Below are 16,905 nucleotides of genomic sequence, written 5' to 3'. Positions count from 1 at the left end.
CGGTCCGCGCCGCCTTGGGCGCCGGTCTCCGCCGCCCCGGTTCCTTAAAACACTTTCTGGAATTGCACGAAGATCCTGGGCTTGCGATCGCCGCCGTCGGTGACCGGCGCCGAGGTGTTGCGGCGCCACGCCAGCGAGACGTTCACCATGAAATCGCCGGGCCGCGACCAGACCGCGCCGATGCCGAAGCCCTGCATGCTGCGGGTATTGTTGGTGTCCAGGCTGGTGGGCGAATGGAACATCCGGCCCTTGCCCACGTCGTAGAACACATAGGGCGTCAGGTCCTCGGTGGCGGACCAGCGCCACTCGACCACGCCCAGCACCCCCTCGTCCACCAGCAGTTCGCTGGACGGGAAGGCGCGCACGGCGCGGGCGCCGCCCAGCGCCAGCTTCTCGGACGCGTCCAGGTTGCCGTTGGTGAGCTGCCCGCCCAGGGACACGTACAAGGTGTGGCGCGGCAGCACCGATTGCAGGCGCGACACCTGCCAGGTCAGCTTGGTGAATCCGCCGTCCGTGCGGTGGCCCGCCGGCCCCTGGTCCATCGCGCGCGTCAGGTCGTCCTTGATGTCCAGGCGCCCGTGGTAAAGGGTACCGGTGCTGGCCCAATAGCCGCCGCCGAGCAATTCGTCGCGCCGCTCCCAGCTCCAGCCCAGTCCCACGCCGACGATATTCTTGCGCGCCGAATACGAGAACATGGAAAGATCGTCGCGCAGGTCCTTGTGGTCCACGCCCAGGCGCAGGAACAGATTCTGGCCACGCTGCCGGATCACGGGGTAGTTCAGCGACAGGTCGGCCACCGTCGCCCGGCCCTTGGCGCCCAGTTGCGACCAGGGCTGGCCCAGTTCATAGCGCACCCGCGAGATGCCCGCGCCCAGGCGCAGGCCGTCCGTGCCCAGCGGCGCCTCGTAGCCCAGCCGTCCGAAGTTCAGCGAATTGCCCTCGGACATCATGAGCCGGGCGTCCAGGTTGTCTCCCAGCCCCAGCGGACTGGCCACGCGCATGGTGCCGCCCGCGCGGACCCGACCCGACTCGCGCGTGCCGTGGTTGTCCGCGTCGAAGGCGAAGGTCACGCGCCGCGCCTGCGTCACCTCGACCACCAGGTCCGTCGTGCCGGGCTCGCCGCCCTCCTGCAGGCCGGACGACACCTTGATGCCGGGCAGGTCGGACAGCAGCAGCATGGCGCGTTCGTAGCTTTGCGCGCTGACCGGCTGGCCCGGCTGCAGCGGCGCGAGGTAGGCGCGGACGCGTCCCTCGGAGATCGGCGCATCCGGCGCGACCTGGATGTCCACCTTGCCCAGGCGCCCCTCGACGACGCTGATCTCGACCCGTCCCTCGCGCACGGTCTGCACCGGCACCAGCGCCTGGGCCAGGAAGTAGCCGCGGCTGCGGTACAGCCCGGTCACGTCCTGCGCCAGCGCTTCCAGGTCGGACAGCGAAACATCGCGCCCCACATACCCGGCCGCCAGCGCCTGCAATTCGTCCGCCGGTATGGCCGCGGCGCCGGTGAAGGTCACCTGCTGCAAGCGGAAGGCCGTCTGCGCGGCTGGCGCGGGCGGTTCAGGCAGGCGCTGCGACGGCGCCTGCGCCAGCGGCCCGGGCGTCTGGGCCAGCGCGGCCGAGCATGCCAGCCCCATCGCCGCGGCGGCGATACCTCGGCGATTCCATGTCTTGTCGGCACCCCGCATGCTTCAGCCCTCCACCGTCAGGCGCCAGTTCCCGATCAGGTTGAACGGCGCCCAGAAGAACGGATGCGCCATCTTGTTGCGCTTGAGGACGGCAAGCTGGCCGGCCTGCATCGCCCGCTGGATGTCGTTGCCCTTGGCCAGTTCGGCGTACAGGGTACTCATCAACAGCTCCGCGGCGTCGTCGGACACCGGCCACAGCGAGGCGATCAGGCTGGATGACCCGGCGGACAGGAAAGACCGCGTGAACCCCAGCACCTCGTCGCCCTGCGCGATCCGGCCCAGCCCCGACTCGCACGCCGACAGCGTGACCAGGGCCGTGTGGTTCATGTCCAGCCCCAGGATTTCGCGCGCCTCCAGGAAACTCTGCCGGCCGTCCTCGTTGGCCAGCAGGATGCGCGAATAGAGCGGATCCACGGTGTCGGCCTGCGCGTGGGCGGCCACGTGGATCAGGGGCGCGCGGGCGGCGGCTTCCTTGAACTGGGTCTTGGTGGCGGCGGTGCCCATGTAGACGTTCTTCTGCGGGAACAGCCGCGCCAGTTCCTGCACCTCGCGCTCGGCGCCGGGCAGGTCGTACTGGTCCTCGATGCGCGGATTGCCGAACGCGGTCAGCGTGGGCGCGACGCGCGGCGTCCTGCGCGCGAGCTGCACGGCGATGCTCATGGACGGCGCCACCGACATCGCGTGGCTTTCGATCAGGTAGGCGCCGTTCAGGCGCAGCGCCTGGAACGGCAGGTAGTGCAGCGGGCCGTGCGGCACCACGACCAGCCGCTGCCCGGGCGCGATGCCCAGCGGCGCGATCAGCAGTTCGCCCACCCGTGCCGCGCCGTCCACCGCGCCGCGCTTGCCGTTGACGATCAGGTCGCGAAAGGCGTCGACCAGCTTGGCCAGGTCGTCGCGCCCGATCGGGATGGAAACTTCCCGCAGCTCGGATGGCCCGACGATCCAGGCCTGGAGGCGCTCGGGCAGGGCATGGAACTGGATCACCCGTTCGTCGGGCGCCAGGGACTGTTGCAGCCCCGACAGCGACAACGTGGCCATGGCGGCATCCGGTACGCTGCCCCGCCCGCGCACCGCGTCCAGCAAGGCCCGGCTGCGGCTGCGCTCGCTCAACTCGAATGCCGCCGAGGCGTTGCCCAGGTCGCTGTACAAACCGATCGCGCGCTCGAACACCGACTGCATGTCCGAGAACAGTCCCATCTTGAATTCGTCGCTGCGGAAACGCGCGCGCACCGCGTCCACCCCGTCGAGCGCCTTGCCCAGCGCATCGGCCGCCGCCGGCTTGTTGCCCAGCGCCATCTCGCTGCGCGCCACGCCGTCCCACGCCCACAGCTGGTAGTAGCCGCTGTCGGCGCCGGTCCGTCGCGTCGTGAGCGAGCGGTACAGGTCCGCCGCTTCCTGCGGCCGGTTCTCGGCCAGCAAGACCCGCGCGCGCGTGCGCTGCCACTGCGTGGCCAGGACCGGGTCGGAAGGCTGGGCGGTGGCGTCCAGCACCTGCCGCGCCCGCGCGGCATCGCCGTTCTCGGCCAGCGCGTTGACCAGCGACACGCGCACCAGCGGCGCATAGCGTTCCGAGCTGTTCGCCAGCGCGGTCTCGTAGCTCTTGATCGCCGCGGGGTAGTCGCCACGCCGGACTTCGACGTCGCCCAGCACCTTGTGCACCGGCCCCAGCACCTTCTCGGGTTCCTTGGGAGGATGCCGCAGCGCCTCGCGCGCGAAGGACTCCGCCTTGTCCAGGCGGCCCGCATAGCTGTAGGCGATCGCCAGGTCGCGATTGGCCAGCGCGGCCAGGTTGGGATCGTTGGTGGCCTGGGCCAGGTGCAGCGCCTTGCTGGCGGCGCGCACGCTCTGCCGGAACTCGCCCTGTTCGGCCAGCGCCACCGCCTGGCTGCAATACTGGTAGCCGCTGAGCTTGACCGGATCCTGGGCATACAGGATCGCACCGTCCTGGGTCAGCGCCAGCAGGGTGTCGGCATCGGCCAGCCGCTCCTGCGCGACCTGCCCCACCTCGGCGTCCGGCACGGGCTCCTGGGCCCATGCCGGCGAAAGGGCCAGTCCGAACGACAGCGCGCACACGGCCTTGCGCGCGCCGCTCCAGATCCTCTCCTTCCGCATCGCCCGCCCCATGCTCTCGCGCTCCACGTTCGCAGCGGGTGCGTCCCGCCATGGATATAGGAACGAAGTCTAGGTAGCGTGCGCTAACATGCCTATACGCAATAGGACATAGCGCTAAAGGGGTAAGGCCGCGACATGCATCTGTCACTCGACCTCGACGATCTGATGCTGTTCCAATCCGTGGTGGAAAGCGGCTCGCTCACGTCGGCCGCGCACAAGCTGGGCGTGCCGCGCGCCACGCTCAGCCGCCGCCTGATCGCGCTGGAGAAAAGCTGCGGCGCGATGCTGCTCAAACGCAATACGCGCAAGGTCTCGCCCACCGCCCTGGGCCTGGACCTGCTGCAGGAGTGCGCGGACATCGCGCGCGCCCGCGACAGCATCGCGCGCAAGATCGCACGCAGCGCCACCAGCATGTCGGGCACGCTGAACGTCGCGATGCCCATCGAGTTCGGCACGGCGTGGCTGGGGCAGGCCATCTCGGAATTCGCCCTGGAACACAACGACCTGCAGATCGTGGTCGACACCACCACGCGGCCCATCGACCTGATCGGCGAAGGCGTGGACATCCTGATCGCCTTCGGCGAGCCCAAGCCGTCGCGGCTGACGGTGCGCAAGCTGGGCGAGATCCGCTACGGGCTCTATTGCAGCCCCGCCTATGAAGCCGGCCTGCCCCAGCCCATATCCCTGGCCACGCTGCCCGCGCTCGACTGGGTGGTGACCGAGCTGCAGTCCGGACAAAGCCTGTGGAACACCGTGCCGTCGGGCGCGGGCCGCTCCGCGCTGGGGCGGGTGCGGGCGCGCGTGAACAGCATCCGCCTGCTGCGCGAGATGGTGGCCTGCGGAACCGGCGTGGGGCTGATCCCCGAGATCCTGGGACGCGATTACGTGCCCGGCGGACGCCTCAAGCGCATCGTTCCCGAGTGGGAGCCCCGCCTGCCGCTCAATGCCTACATCGTCTCGCGCACCAGCGTGCCCCGTGCCACCCGGGCGATGCTCAAATACCTGGCGGACGCCATCCGCAAGTCGCAGGACGCTTAGGGCCTGGTCACGCCAGCGGGAACCCCGCGCAGGCGCCTACGCCTTGCCGAAGTGCCCCGCCATCATGGCCTCGAAGGCGGCCGGATTCTCGAGCTGGGGCAGGTGCCCGGCCCCGGGTATCTCCACCCATTGGGCATGCGGCATCGCCCGCGCCTGCTCGCGCATGGCCGGCACGATGACCCCGTCGGCCTCGCCCGCCGTCAGCGTTGCCCTGACCGGGCTGCGCGCCAGCCCGTCGCGATAGTCGAAGCGGCTGATCGCCCGCGCGCAATGCGCATAGCCTTCCACCGGCGTCTTCAGGATCTGCTCGCGGACCCGCGCGACGAGGGCCGGCTGCTCCGCCAGCGTGGCCGGCGTGAACCAGCGCGCCAAGGTCTCGTCCGCCAGCGCCGCCATGCCGTCGCGCCTGGCGCGCGCGATCCGCTCGTCCCACAGCGCCCCGTAGTTGTCCGGCGTGCTGGACGGCGCATCGCATGCCACCAGGCTGGCCAGCCGCGCGGCATGGCGCGTGGCCAGGTCGAAGCCGATCATGGCGCCCAGCGATACGCCCATGAAATGGAAGCGCGCAAGACCGAGCGTGTCGGCCAGCCGCGTGATCGCATCGGCCAGGCCGGGCAGCGTCACCTCGCCGGCGACAGGCGCCCGGCCATGGCCCGGCAGGTCGATGGCGACCACCTGGTACGTGCGCGCCAGCCAGGCGGCCTGCCGCGCCCAGCTTTCCCCGTCGGACATGATCGAATGGACCAGCAGCACCGCCTCGCCCGCCGACGGCCCCTGCACCGTGTAGTAAAGGCCCGACCCCGCATCGAACTTGCCCTGCGCGCTCATCACCGCATCTCCCCTGTTGAAGTACCCAGCATCATAGACTCCTGGCGGGCGATCAGGGGTCCCTGCGCTTCCGAGCGGCGCTTGACCTCCAGCCAGCGCGGATCCCGCGCGAACGCGTCCCAGGCCTGGTCGAAATCCACGCCCGACCGCCATTTCAGCAGGTAGACGAAGGTGTCGGGCGCCTCGGGCGGCGTCCAGCTTCGTTCCAGCATCAACCCTTGCTCGGCCAGCAGGGGCGCGGCCGATGACAGGAAGCGGTCGCGCATGGCGGCGAACTTGCCGGGAGCCGCCACGTAGGTCTTCAAGGCATAGACATGGCCGTCCCCCGTCTCGACCGGCAAGGCCGCATCGCTGCCCCATTGCGTCCAGGACCCGTCGTAGACCCTGACGTCGCGTTCGCCCAGCTTGTGCAAGGCCAGGGCCAGCACGCAGGCCGACACGCCGGATCCGCAGGAGCAGACGAAGCGGGTGTCCCGCCCCAGCCCGAGCCCATGCGCCCGCATGACCTCGGCCAGCCGGTCGTCAGGCAGGTAGGCATGCGAAACCGGGTCGAGCAGTTGTTCGTAAGGCAGGTTGACGCTGCCCGGGATGTGGCCGGCGCGCAGTCCCGGCCGCGGCTCGGGCGCCAGGCCCCGGAAGCGTTCGGCGCTGCGCGCGTCCACCACCTGGGACGAGGCGTGCGCAGCGGCAGCGCGCGTGGCGGCGGTATCGGCCACCGCGTCGTGCTCGCGCATCGCGCTCCAGTCCCCTTCCCGCGCGGGCGCGGCCGGGCCCTGCTCCACCGCGCCGCCGGCGGCCCGCCACGCGGGCAACCCGCCGTCCAGCACCGCCACGCGCTCGTGGCCGTAGCCCCGGAACATCCACCACAGCCGTGGCGCGGTGCGTATGCCGTGAGTGTCGTAGACCACGACCAGATCCCCGGCCTGGATGCCCAGTCCACGCATGACGGCCTCGAACTGCGCCACCGGCGGCAGCATCGTGGGCAGGCCGGACGCCGGATCGCTGATCTCGGCCAGGTCCACGAAACGCGCGCCCGGTATGTGCGCCGCCTCGAATTCGCGGCGCGCGTCGCGCCGCTCCGCGGGCAGGTGGCTGGTGCAGTCCAGGATGGCCACGCCCGCGCTGCCCGCGATGCGGGCCAGGTCGGAGGCGGCGATCAGTGGTCCGGTCGGCATCGGGGCGGCTTCACGCTCGTTGGCCATGCCTATTCCACCTTGATGCCGGACTCGGCCACGAAACCCTGCCAGCGCTTGATCTCGCCGGCCATGAAGGTCCGGAACTCCTCCGGCGACATGTTCCCGGGCGGGCTGCCCATGGCCCCGAGCTTGTCCTTCATCGCGGGTTCGTTCAGCGTCTTGCGCACCACCGCCGAGATCTTCCGCACGACGGCGGGCGGCGTGCCGGCGGGCGCCAGCAATCCGGTCCAGCCGTCCATGCCGTACCCGGGCACGCCCGACTCCGCGATGGTGGGCAGGTCGGGATTGCGGGGATAGCGCTTGGGACTGGTGATGGCGACCGCGCGCAGCCGGCCGGACTCGATCCAGGGCTGCACGTCGGAATAGTTGGCGAAGGTCATCTGCACGTCGCCGGCCACGGCGGCCGCCACGGCCGGCGCGCCCCCCCGGTAGGGCACGTGCACCATGTCGGTCTTGGTGTCGTACTTGAAGACCTCGCCGGCGAACTGCGTCAGTCCCCCGGCGCCGCCGAAGTTCAGCTTGCCGGGATACTTGCGTGCATACGCAATCACATCGGCCACCGTCTTGACCGGCAGCGAGGGATGCACGGCCAGGATCAGCGGATTGGTGTTGAGCAACGCCACCGGCGCGAAATCGTTCAGCCCGTGGTAGTCCACCTTGTAGATGAACTGGTTCAGGGTCTGGGGCGCGGCCAGGCCCACCAGCAGCGTATAGCCGTCGGGCTTGCTCTTGGCCACGTAGGACGTCGCCAGGCTGCCGCTGGCGCCCGGCTTGTTCTCGACGACGAAGGGCTGGTTGAACGCGGCCTGCAACGCCTCGGCCGTGATGCGCGCCATCTGGTCGGCGATGCCGCCCGGCGCGTAGGGCACGATCAGCCGCACGGCATGCCGCGGCCAATCGGTGTCGTCGGCGGCTTGCGACGGCGCGATACAGGCGGCCCATGCCGCGGCGGCCAGGCCGGCGGCTTTCAAGCTTTTCTTCATGATGTGTCTCCTCCGGTGCGCGGCGCGCCCGTTATAGTGGAATGACGGTCAGCACGTCGACGCAGCGCGAATCCAGCACGACCACGCGTTCCCGCAGGCGCGGGCCGTCGCCCTGGGCATGCACGATGTCCAGGTACTTGCCGACGCCGTACAGCCGGGATTCCCCGCTCTCGAACGTGCGATAGACGCTGAAATTCGACCGCACGCGCCAGATGCCGTCGCCCACCGCGGCGACCCGGCTGGGTCCCAGCACGTGCGTGTAGCAATGCGGCTCGAAGATGTTGGCGGTACGCAGCGCCGCGATGCGATCGCGCAGCATGCCGCGCCCCTCGCAATGGATGATGCCCACGGGCAGCCCGGCCGCCACGTTCTCGCGCGTGGTCAGCCGGTAGGTGCCATCGTCGGTGAAGAAGTCCGGCCAGGACTCCAGTTCGTCGTCGTCCAGCGCGTGGGCATAGTCGGCCATCAGCCGTACGATCGCGGCCTGGACGTCCTCGCGCACGGCGGGGGAAGAAGCAGTACGAAGTGTGGTCTGCATGATCAGCGTTCCGTCAGAATCCCATGATGTCGCGATAGCCGTGCCAGAACCCCCGGACCGAGGCCTCGGTGGCGCGCGACGACTCGTTCGACTCGGCCACGCGGCCGCCCATCTCGATGAACGCCGCGCGCTGGCCCGCCCCCACCGTGCCCCGCTGCACGAACTCGTTGATGCAGCCGTCCTCCAGGGCCACCAGGCCGGCCGCGCCCGTCAGGTTCGACTGCATGATGCGCATCTTCGACTGCTCGGGCGTGTCGCGCTCGTAGCCCAGGAATATCCATTTCAGTTCGGTCCTGTCCACGCCCTGGGGCACGAAGAACCGGATAGCCAGGGAGTTGAGCGTGAACTGGAACACCACGTTGGGAAACACGGTCTGGATGCTGTGGGTGATGCCGTCGTCGAACTCTTCCCAGGCGTCCAGCAGTTCGGGGCCTTCCAGCGCCGATTCGCCGTGCTTGGCGCCGTACTTGGCGGAGTGCACCTCGGCCGTCAGGTACTCCTTGTCGAGATTGAAGGTGGCGCGCTTGGAATAGCTGATGTGGTGCCACTTGCGGTCGGACAGGATGATGCCCCCGTCCATGTCCAGCCGGTTGACCTTGAACGTGGTGTAGAAGGTATGCAGCAGCGTCGCGTGATAGGAGTCCCGCACGTTCTCGGCATACAGTTTCCAGTTGTTGTGGATGATCTGGCTATGCCGGCCCAGCACCTTCAGCGGCCGGCCGAAGTTGCGCTGGATGAAGGCGCTCATGCGCGGCCCCAGGAACTCGTCCAGTGGCGGCGTCTCGTCCGACAGCGTGCCGAACACCAGCCCGCAGAAGGCCTGCACGCGCACCGGCTGCAGCCGGTGCGCCTCGACGTCGAAATCCTCGGGCATGCCGCCCTTGCCGTTGACGCCGTTCTGGAAAGCGATGGACCGCAACCGGCCGTCCAGCCGGTATGACCACGCATGGTAGACACAGGTCAGATTCTTGACCTTGTCCTTGCTCTTCAACGCGACCAGCGCGCCCTTGTGGGCACAGCGGTTGACCATGGCGTTAATGCGGCCATCGTGGTCACGCGCGACGATCACCGGCGTCTCGCCCATCCAGGACGTGACCACGTCGCCCGGTTCGGGAATGTCCTGCTCGATGCAGAGAAACTGCCAGACCGGGCCGCGGAAGATCCGCTGCTGTTCCCTGTCGTAGACCTCCCGGTCGGAAAAGACCTGGAACGGCACCCGGGTGATGCCTTCGCTGGGCCAGTCGACCAGCGCCTCTCCTGCCTCCATCGTTTTCTCCAATACGCCTCGCGAACTTGGGGCGACGGAGCGATGGTAAGGACTTGCCCGGCCGGGGCATAGCCACATGGCTGGAACTCATCATCCCACTTTTGATGCAAATCCCATTCAATTATGGGCGTCACTCATCACCGCCGTAGTCCTTGATCGGTGGGGTGGGGCGGCCCGCGGTGGGGCGCATTCGGAGCCGCCGGAGTTGGCGCGGTTGGCGGGGAAGCAAGGGCGTGCATGTCTGAGCGCGGCAGTAGGGACAGTCCGGGGGACTGTCCCCGCGCGAGTTCACGCCCGCCCCGCCAACCGCGCCAACTCCGGGAAGTCCCGCGCAGCGGGACCGGCTACGCTGCGCCCCACCGCGGGCCGCCCCACCCCACCGGTCAAGGACGGTTCAATATCTCAGTCCCTGCAGTTGAGGCCAGTCATCATGGATGCCATGCATGGCGATTCAGCCCAGGCTAGCCGATCATCTTCGGCAGCCAGGTGGCGATGCCCGGCAGGAAGAACACCGCGCCCAGCAACAACAGGCTCATGACCACGTAGGGCACGACCGCGATGAAGATCGTCCCCATGGAGACCGACGGCGGCGCCACGCCGCGCATGGTCATCAGCAGCAGCCCATGCGGCGGCAGCAGGAGGCCGAGCTGCATGCAGATCAGGAACATGACCCCGAACCACACCGGGTCGATGCCCAGCACGCCGACGATGGGCATGAAGATCGGCAGCGTGATCATCATCATGCTGATCTGGTCGACGAAGATGCCCAGGAAGATCAGCATCAGCATCATGCCCAGCACGATCATGCCGGTGGACAGGCCATGGCCGGTGATCGTCTCCACCAGGCCGTTGCTCGCCCCCGAGAACGACAGGATCTGGGCGAAGGTCGTGGCACCCAGGATGATGAACAGGATCATGCCCGAGATCGCAGCCGTTCCCTTGAGCGACTTGACCACGGCTTCCCAGGTCAGGCGCCGGTAGAGCGCGGCCAGCAGCATGGTGGCGAAGGAACCCAGCGCCGCGCACTCGGTGGGCGTGGCCCAACCCGCCGCCAGCGCCCCCACCACGACGCCGAAGATGGACAGCGTGGGCAGCACGTAGGCCACGAACAGGTTCCATCGCGCCCAGCCGGTGCGCCGCTCGCCGGTATCGGACGCCGGCGCCCAGGACGGCGTGATGCGCACGCGCACCACGATCCACAGCACGAAGGCCACCGACAGGATGATCCCCGGCATCACGCCGCCTATCAGCAGCTTGGAGATGGAGATGCCCGACAGCGAACCCAGCAGCACGGTCAGCGCCGACGGCGGGATCAGCATGTCCACGGCGCCGATGGCCATGATGGGGCCGGTCGCGATGCGGGGATGGTAGCCGCGCGACAGCATGACCGGCAGCATCAGCGATCCCAGCATGGCGGTGGTGGCGATGGTCGATCCGGAAATGGCCGAGAACACCGTTCCGGCCACCACCGCGACCACGGCCAGGCGGCCCGGCACGCGCGTGATCAGCCGTTCGATGCCGTCGATCACCTTGAGCGCGAGGCCGGTGTGGAACAGCACCTCGCCCATCAGCACGAACAGCGGAATGGGCGTGAGCGAGAAGGCCGCCACCGAGCTGACGCTATTGCGGGCGAGCTGCATCAGCCCGATCTCGCCTCCCATGTACAGCCACGCGCCGATGATATTGATGGAGATGAAGGTCAGCGCCACGGGCATGCCGATGAACAGCAGCACCGTGGATCCGCCCAGCAGGATCCAGGCCGCGATCTGCCAGCTCATGATGCGCTCACCGCTTCGTTGCGCGGGCCCGCCTCGGCATGCAGCAGGCGGTGCATGCGGAACAGCATTTCCACCGCCAGCAGCAGGAACACCACGGGCAGCGGCGCCAGCATCCACCATTCCGGCGTGACCAGCGTCTTGATGTTCATGGCGCCCGACTGGTAGCTGGCCCAGGCCGACTGGGCGCCATACCAGGCGATCGCCAGGCAGCATCCCAGGCCCAGGACGTCGCCGAGCCATTCCAGCCCCCAGGCCACGCGGCGCGGAATGGCCTGCAGCACGATGTCCACGCGAATGTGCTGGCCCTGGCGCAGCAGCCAGGGCGCCAGGCACAGCGTGAGGAGATACAGCATGGCCTCGGACACCTCGTTGCTCCAGGCCAGGCCGCGGGGCAGGCCGGCGATGGCGAGGTTGCGCAGCAGCACGTCGGCCACGATGATGAGCATCATGGCCAGCAGCAACGCGCATCCCACGGCGGCCAGCGCCGTCAGCAGCCGCCCGTAGGCGGCGGACACGCGCGCGATCATGGACGGCTGCCGGCGGCCGGACGGGACAGCAGCGACTTGAAGCGCGCCGCGACCTCGGGGCTCTGCTTGGCCGCGGTGGCCCAGCCCACTTCGTAGGCCATGTCGCGATAGCGCCTGGCGGTGGCATCGTCGAACTTGATGGTCTGGATGCCGGCCTTGGCCTGCCGCGCGGTTTCTTCCTCGGCGTAGCGGTCCCAGAAGCCGTTCTGCGCTTCCAGGGCCAGCAACTGCTTGTTCAGGTAGGCCAGCTGCGGCGGGGTCAGCTTCTTGTAGGCCGGCAGGTTCATGATCAGCGAGACCTCGGCGTCGTAGAAGCCCGGGTCCACGCGGAACTTGGTCTTCTCCTGCCAGTTCAGGTCAAAGATGCCGCCTATCGGCCAGCCATAGCCATCCACGACGCCGCGCTCGAGCGCGGTGTAGACCTCGCCCGGAGGCGTGGTGATGACGTTGGCGTTCAGGGCCTGGAAGAACTCGCGGTAGACCGGCGTGATGCGGATCTTCATCCCCGTCAGGTCCGGCTTGTCGATCTTCTTGTTGATGTACAGGTGGAAGGGCTGGTGTTCGACCATGCGGGCCAGGTACTGCATGTTGCCCTTCTCGTTCCAGACCTTGTTGATGGCCTCGAACGCGCCGTTCTTGCGCTGCTCGGCGACCGGGACGTCGCTGAGCTTCAGGAAGTCGGCCTCGGGCAGCACGTTGGTGTAGAAGGCGCCGGTGTTCAGCGCGATGTCCACCACGCCGGTCTTGACCGCGTTGCCCACCTCGAACGGGGGCATGGTCTTGGGGCCGCCCAGGAAGTTGAGCTGCAGCACCCCCTTACCTTCCTCGTTGAACTTCTTGACCCATGCCTGCAGGTGCTGCACGTAGATGCCGTTCTCGGGAAAGGCCGAGATCAGCCGCAGCGTGGCCTGCTGGGCCTGGACGGGGCCGGCGGACATGGCCGCGCAGGCCAGGAAAGCGGCGGCTGCCTTGACGAGCGGAAATTTCATGCGTTGTCTCCTGTCTTTTCTTGTACCTACGAAGTGCTGCGTGATGGCGCCGCCTCATCCTAGACGGTCGCGAGTTTTTCCTCCAGCGCGCGGCCGCTGTCGTCCGACAGGGCCGCCTTGACCAGCGCCCGCAGGCGCGGGGGGCCGTCGTCGGCCTGCCGCAGCGCCGGCAACACCGACATGATGCGCTGGAAATTGCCCCAGCCGCGCACGTGGGTGTCGCCGTAGCCCTTGATCAGCCGCTGCGCGCGCGCCACTTCCACGGCCAGCGCCGGCTGCCCGGCCGCCAGCGAGACGATGGCCTCCATCCACCGATCCATGCGCTCGCGCTCGACCCGATAGCGCAGCGACGCCCGGCGCATGCCGCGCAGCCCCGCCACCGCGTACAGCAGCAGGAAACCGCGCAGCGAACTGGTGCGCACCACCCGGCCCTTGCGCGTGAACGGCCCGATGCAGGCCCGCGCGAAGGCGCTGCGCATCATCCACCGTCCCAGCCAGGCGGGCATGGCGTCGGCCAGTTCCTCGAGCCGGGGGTGCATGAATTCATTGATCTCCAGTTGCTGCGCCGGCGTCAGCCGCACCTCGGCGGCCACGCGGGCGAAGCGCGCGCCGCGCGTCTTCAGGTCCGCCACCCGCGCCACGTCCTCGTAGGTCATCCACAAGGCCAGGTGGCGCGCCGTCTCGGACAATACCTCCATGCTGGCGGCGCCGCGATCCGGCAGCGCGGACAGCAGCGGGACCAGCCGGTCCAGGTACTCGCCGGCATAGGCCACGTCCTGGTAGTCGGCCGCGCGGACCAGGCCGGCGCGCAGCACCGCGTGGCACTTGGCCGGGAATTCGCGCGCCATCCGCTCTTCCAGGGACGCCAGCCGGGGGCCGACGGCAGCGGGCAGCCGGCCGGGGGCCGCGGATGCCTCCGCCGGCGAAGCCGCCGCCGGCACCTCGCGCCGCACGGTGGTCTCGTGCAGCACCGTCTCCTGGCCGGCGATGGCGGCGTCGAAGCCCGCGGCGAAGGCCTCCAGGCTGGCCTTCACCCCCACGCCCCCGCGGCGGATGGCATCCTCGAACCGTTCGCGGCCGAAGGGCAGCGCGCCCGTCGCCGCCAGCGCCCCGTACAGCGCCGGACTGATGGGACTGCCGGCGTCCTCGGCGATCCGGCTGAAGTCGGCCGCCACGAAACGCCGCGCCGCCACCCGTCCGCCTTCCAGCAGCGCGGCCGAATCGACCCGGTCGTCGCCCATCGCCGTGCGCTCCGTCATGGAATACACCCGGTGGGTGGACGCGATCAGCGTGGTGCGGTCGTCCGCCACCAGGCCCCGCTGCAAGGCGCGGCCCGCCTCCATCAGCTCGGAGGCGATGACCACGTCGACCTCGCCGGGCACCGGCCCCAGCGCCATGACCGGCGCCTTGCCCGGCGGCACGTCCGCCTCGCGGAACATCTCGATGTAGTACACCGTCGCGCCCGTGCGCTGGGCCACGCCCGGCACCGAGGTGGTCTGGGCCAGGTAACCGTTGTGCTCGGCCAGGTCCACCAGCCAGTCGGCCAGCACCCCGCCGCCCTCGCCGCCCATGGCCAGCACCGCGATGGTCAGCGCGCGCGGCGCGCCTGTCTCGTTGCCGATGCTCATGCCGCCAATCCCTCCAGCCGACGGTCGATGCGGCGCTGCAAGGCGCCGATGACGGCCTTCCTGACGCGCGCCTTGAATTTGTCCCAGCGTCCCGGGTTGTTGATGATCTCGGCCCGGTAGAACGATGGGCATAGCACCGCCGCGTGCGACACCTCGCCGCACAGTCCGCAGCCCACGCAACTGTCCACCACCGCCGCGACCGGATCGGTGCGCAGCGGATCGGGATTGTCCCGTATGGTCAGCGAGGGGCAACCGGACAGGCGGATACAGGAATGGTCGCCGGTGCACGTATCGGGATCCACGCCGAAGCGCTCGCGCACGACCCGCCGGCCTTCGCCTATGGCCTTGCGCATGAGCGGACGCACGCGGCGCTGCTTGTTCAGCATGCATTCGCTTTGCGCCACCACCACCTTCGGCCCCTTCTCGCGCGTGGTCAGCGCCTCGCGCAGCGTGTCGCGCATCTGCGCCACGCTGTAGGTGCGCGTCACCGTCCGCACCCACTTCACGCCCACCCCCCGCACGGCGTTCTCGATGGGGTTGTTGGTGCTGCGTATGGGGTTCTCGGCCTTGGACGACAGCACGTCCTGTCCGCCGGTGGCGGCCGAATAGCCGTTGTCCACCACCAGCAGCACGTTGTCGGTCTCGTTGAACACGGCGTTGCCCACGCCGCTGGTCAGGCCGTTGTGCCAGAACCCGCCGTCGCCCATGATGGAGATGGTGCGGCGGGAAGTCTCGCGCGTGTTCAGCGCCGAGGCGCCGGCCCACCCCAGGCCGTAGCCCATGGTGGTGGCGCCCAGGTTGAAGGGCGGTAGCACCGAGAACAGATGGCAGCCGATGTCGCAGCTGATGTGGTGCCGGCCCAGTTCGCGCTCGACCAGCTTGATGGCGGTGAAGATGGGCCGTTCCGGACAGCCGGTGCAGAACGACGGCGGCCGGCCCTGGACCTGGTCGGAAGCACGCTGGATGGCGAAGGCCTTGGGATTGTCCGGCATGCGCGCGGGCGAGGCCGGCCGCGCGGCGCGAGGCAGCGTCCGCCCTTCGAGCAGGCCGGGCTCGTAGCGGCGCACATACTCCGCCAATCCCTTGAGCAGCACGCCGCCGGTGTATTCGCCCGCCATCGGCAGCACGTCCTTGCCATGGACGCGCGTGTTCAGGTCGGCACGCCGCAGGATGGCGTGCACCGCCTGCTCGATGTAGTCGGGCTGCCCTTCTTCCACGATCAGGATGCTGCGCTTGCCGGCGCAGAAGCGGACGAACTCCTCGTCCACCAGGGGATAGGTCACGTTCAGCACGTACAGGGGAATCCGCGACTGGCCGAAGGCATCGGCCAGCCCCAGCAGCTCCAGCGCGCGCAGCACGCCGTTGTACATGCCTCCCTGCATGACGATGCCGATGTCCCGGTCGTCGGCGCCGAAGAACTCGTTCATGCCGTGCTGGACGATGTAGCGCACCGCCGCCGGCCAGCGCTTGGCCACCTTTTCCTGTTCGTGCAGGTAGGAGGCCGGCGGCAGCACGATGCGGTTGACGTCGCGCTCGGGATTCTCGATGGCGTCCTTGAGCGTGAACGCCGGCCGCTTGTTGGCCCGCGTGGTGAAGCGGCCATGCACGTGGCAGGCGCGGATGCGCAGCTGCAGCATGACCGGCGTATTGCTGGCCTCGGACAGCTCGAAGCCCCGCTCCACCGCGCCCACCATGCTTTCCAGGTTGGGGCGGGGGTCCAGCAGCCAGACCTGCGATTTCATCGCGAAGGCATGCGAGCGCTCCTGCATGATGCTGGAGCCTTCGCCGTAGTCCTCGCCCACGATCAGCAGCGCGCCGCCGGTCACGCCGCCCGAGGCCAGGTTGGCCAGCGCGTCCGAGGCCACGTTGGTGCCCACGGTGGACTTGAAGGTGACGGCGCCGCGCAGCGGATAGTTGACCGAGGCCGCCAGGGTGGCGGTGGCCGTCGCCTCGGAGGCGCTGTGCTCGAAGTGCACGCCCAGCTCTTCCAGGATGTCGTTCGCGTCGGTCAGCACATCCATCAGGTGCGAGATCGGCGCTCCCTGGTATCCCGCCACGTACGACACGCCGGACTGCAGCAGGGCCTTGGTCACCGCCAGGATCCCCTCGCCGCGGAACTCCTCGCCCTCTCCCAGCTTCAGCTTGCCGACCTCGTTCGTGAACGAACGCTCCGCCATGGTCCCGTTCTCCTCTGCCTGGTGTCAGCGCATCATTCTTCTCCAGCGGCGGGCCGTGGGCTAATGGTTTATTCGTATATCCCACATTTGTTTTGTGAATACCCCGGATAATCCCTATAAGGATCATCCATGAATATCGGCCCGGCCTGTCTTGATTCC

Annotated in this window: 13 protein-coding genes; 1 reads left to right on the top strand and 12 read right to left on the bottom strand. The window is 68.8% G+C overall.

Translation table 11 applies throughout. The features are described 5' to 3' along the window. Positions 1-44: 44 nt before the first annotated feature. Positions 45-1,685: a ShlB/FhaC/HecB family hemolysin secretion/activation protein gene (locus CDO46_RS06025; RefSeq protein WP_087837647.1), complete on the bottom strand. Its 1,641-nt coding sequence runs from the start codon at positions 1,683-1,685 to the stop codon at positions 45-47. 3 nt (positions 1,686-1,688) lie between these two features. Beyond that, entirely contained in the window at positions 1,689-3,797 is a 2,109-nt protein-coding gene (locus CDO46_RS06020) for a CHAT domain-containing protein (RefSeq protein WP_254914559.1), read from the bottom strand. Between the two features lie 135 nt (positions 3,798-3,932). Here CDO46_RS06020 and CDO46_RS06015 point away from each other — a divergent pair, with 135 nt between their 5' ends. Beyond that, positions 3,933-4,835, top strand: coding sequence for a LysR family transcriptional regulator (locus CDO46_RS06015; protein ID WP_087837645.1), 903 nt, complete (start codon positions 3,933-3,935; stop codon positions 4,833-4,835). A gap of 36 nt (positions 4,836-4,871) precedes the next feature. Here the strand turns inward: CDO46_RS06015 and CDO46_RS06010 are convergent, their stop codons facing one another. The 10 genes from CDO46_RS06010 to CDO46_RS05965 form a co-directional block, all read right to left on the bottom strand. Beyond that, entirely contained in the window at positions 4,872-5,663 is a 792-nt protein-coding gene (locus tag CDO46_RS06010; protein ID WP_087837644.1) for an alpha/beta fold hydrolase, read from the bottom strand. Further along, positions 5,663-6,865, bottom strand: a complete 1,203-nt coding sequence (locus CDO46_RS06005) for a sulfurtransferase (protein ID WP_087837643.1) — start codon at positions 6,863-6,865, stop codon at positions 5,663-5,665. The genes CDO46_RS06010 and CDO46_RS06005 overlap by 1 nt, the downstream gene beginning before the upstream one ends. Positions 6,866-6,867: 2 nt before the next feature. Then, positions 6,868-7,842, bottom strand: a complete 975-nt coding sequence (locus CDO46_RS06000) for a tripartite tricarboxylate transporter substrate binding protein (RefSeq protein WP_087837642.1) — start codon at positions 7,840-7,842, stop codon at positions 6,868-6,870. Between the two features lie 31 nt (positions 7,843-7,873). Beyond that, complete coding sequence (locus CDO46_RS05995) at positions 7,874-8,380, bottom strand: aromatic-ring-hydroxylating dioxygenase subunit beta (protein ID WP_087837641.1); 507 nt, start codon at positions 8,378-8,380, stop codon at positions 7,874-7,876. A 13-nt stretch (positions 8,381-8,393) separates the two neighbouring features. Beyond that, entirely contained in the window at positions 8,394-9,647 is a 1,254-nt protein-coding gene (locus CDO46_RS05990; protein WP_087837640.1) for a Rieske 2Fe-2S domain-containing protein, read from the bottom strand. A gap of 461 nt (positions 9,648-10,108) precedes the next feature. Next, positions 10,109-11,425, bottom strand: coding sequence for a TRAP transporter large permease subunit (locus tag CDO46_RS05985; RefSeq protein WP_087837639.1), 1,317 nt, complete (start codon positions 11,423-11,425; stop codon positions 10,109-10,111). Then, complete coding sequence (locus tag CDO46_RS05980) at positions 11,422-11,952, bottom strand: TRAP transporter small permease (RefSeq protein ID WP_243724374.1); 531 nt, start codon at positions 11,950-11,952, stop codon at positions 11,422-11,424. The genes CDO46_RS05985 and CDO46_RS05980 overlap by 4 nt, the downstream gene beginning before the upstream one ends. Continuing rightward, positions 11,949-12,941 (bottom strand): TRAP transporter substrate-binding protein DctP, encoded by a 993-nt coding sequence (gene dctP, locus CDO46_RS05975; RefSeq protein WP_087837638.1) that lies wholly within the window; start codon positions 12,939-12,941, stop codon positions 11,949-11,951. Before dctP ends, CDO46_RS05980 begins: the two co-directional genes overlap by 4 nt. A 59-nt stretch (positions 12,942-13,000) precedes the next feature. After that, on the bottom strand, positions 13,001-14,569 hold the full coding sequence (locus CDO46_RS05970; RefSeq protein ID WP_087837637.1) for an indolepyruvate oxidoreductase subunit beta family protein: 1,569 nt from the start codon (positions 14,567-14,569) through the stop codon (positions 13,001-13,003). Beyond that, entirely contained in the window at positions 14,566-16,746 is a 2,181-nt protein-coding gene (locus CDO46_RS05965) for an indolepyruvate ferredoxin oxidoreductase subunit alpha (protein ID WP_087837636.1), read from the bottom strand. Before CDO46_RS05965 ends, CDO46_RS05970 begins: the two co-directional genes overlap by 4 nt. Between the last annotated feature and the right edge of the window lie 159 nt (positions 16,747-16,905).

This window comes from Pigmentiphaga sp. NML030171 (assembly GCF_002188635.1).
GTDB lineage: Bacteria > Pseudomonadota > Gammaproteobacteria > Burkholderiales > Burkholderiaceae_B > Pigmentiphaga > Pigmentiphaga daeguensis.
Note: the sequence above shows the minus strand (reverse complement) of the source record. Positions and strands in the feature narration are given on the sequence as shown.

Coding starts and splice junctions, on each gene's coding strand:
- CDO46_RS05995 (WP_087837641.1), bottom strand. CDS start 8,380: ATGCAGACCACACTTCGTACTGCTTCTTCCCCCGCCGTGCGCGAGGAC.
- CDO46_RS05980 (WP_243724374.1), bottom strand. CDS start 11,952: ATGATCGCGCGCGTGTCCGCCGCCTACGGGCGGCTGCTGACGGCGCTG.
- CDO46_RS05985 (WP_087837639.1), bottom strand. CDS start 11,425: ATGAGCTGGCAGATCGCGGCCTGGATCCTGCTGGGCGGATCCACGGTG.
- CDO46_RS06010 (WP_087837644.1), bottom strand. CDS start 5,663: ATGAGCGCGCAGGGCAAGTTCGATGCGGGGTCGGGCCTTTACTACACG.
- CDO46_RS06000 (WP_087837642.1), bottom strand. CDS start 7,842: ATGAAGAAAAGCTTGAAAGCCGCCGGCCTGGCCGCCGCGGCATGGGCC.
- CDO46_RS05965 (WP_087837636.1), bottom strand. CDS start 16,746: ATGGCGGAGCGTTCGTTCACGAACGAGGTCGGCAAGCTGAAGCTGGGA.
- CDO46_RS05990 (WP_087837640.1), bottom strand. CDS start 9,647: ATGGAGGCAGGAGAGGCGCTGGTCGACTGGCCCAGCGAAGGCATCACC.
- CDO46_RS06015 (WP_087837645.1), top strand. CDS start 3,933: ATGCATCTGTCACTCGACCTCGACGATCTGATGCTGTTCCAATCCGTG.
- CDO46_RS06020 (WP_254914559.1), bottom strand. CDS start 3,797: ATGCGGAAGGAGAGGATCTGGAGCGGCGCGCGCAAGGCCGTGTGCGCG.
- CDO46_RS06025 (WP_087837647.1), bottom strand. CDS start 1,685: ATGCGGGGTGCCGACAAGACATGGAATCGCCGAGGTATCGCCGCCGCG.
- dctP (WP_087837638.1), bottom strand. CDS start 12,941: ATGAAATTTCCGCTCGTCAAGGCAGCCGCCGCTTTCCTGGCCTGCGCG.
- CDO46_RS05970 (WP_087837637.1), bottom strand. CDS start 14,569: ATGAGCATCGGCAACGAGACAGGCGCGCCGCGCGCGCTGACCATCGCG.
- CDO46_RS06005 (WP_087837643.1), bottom strand. CDS start 6,865: ATGGCCAACGAGCGTGAAGCCGCCCCGATGCCGACCGGACCACTGATC.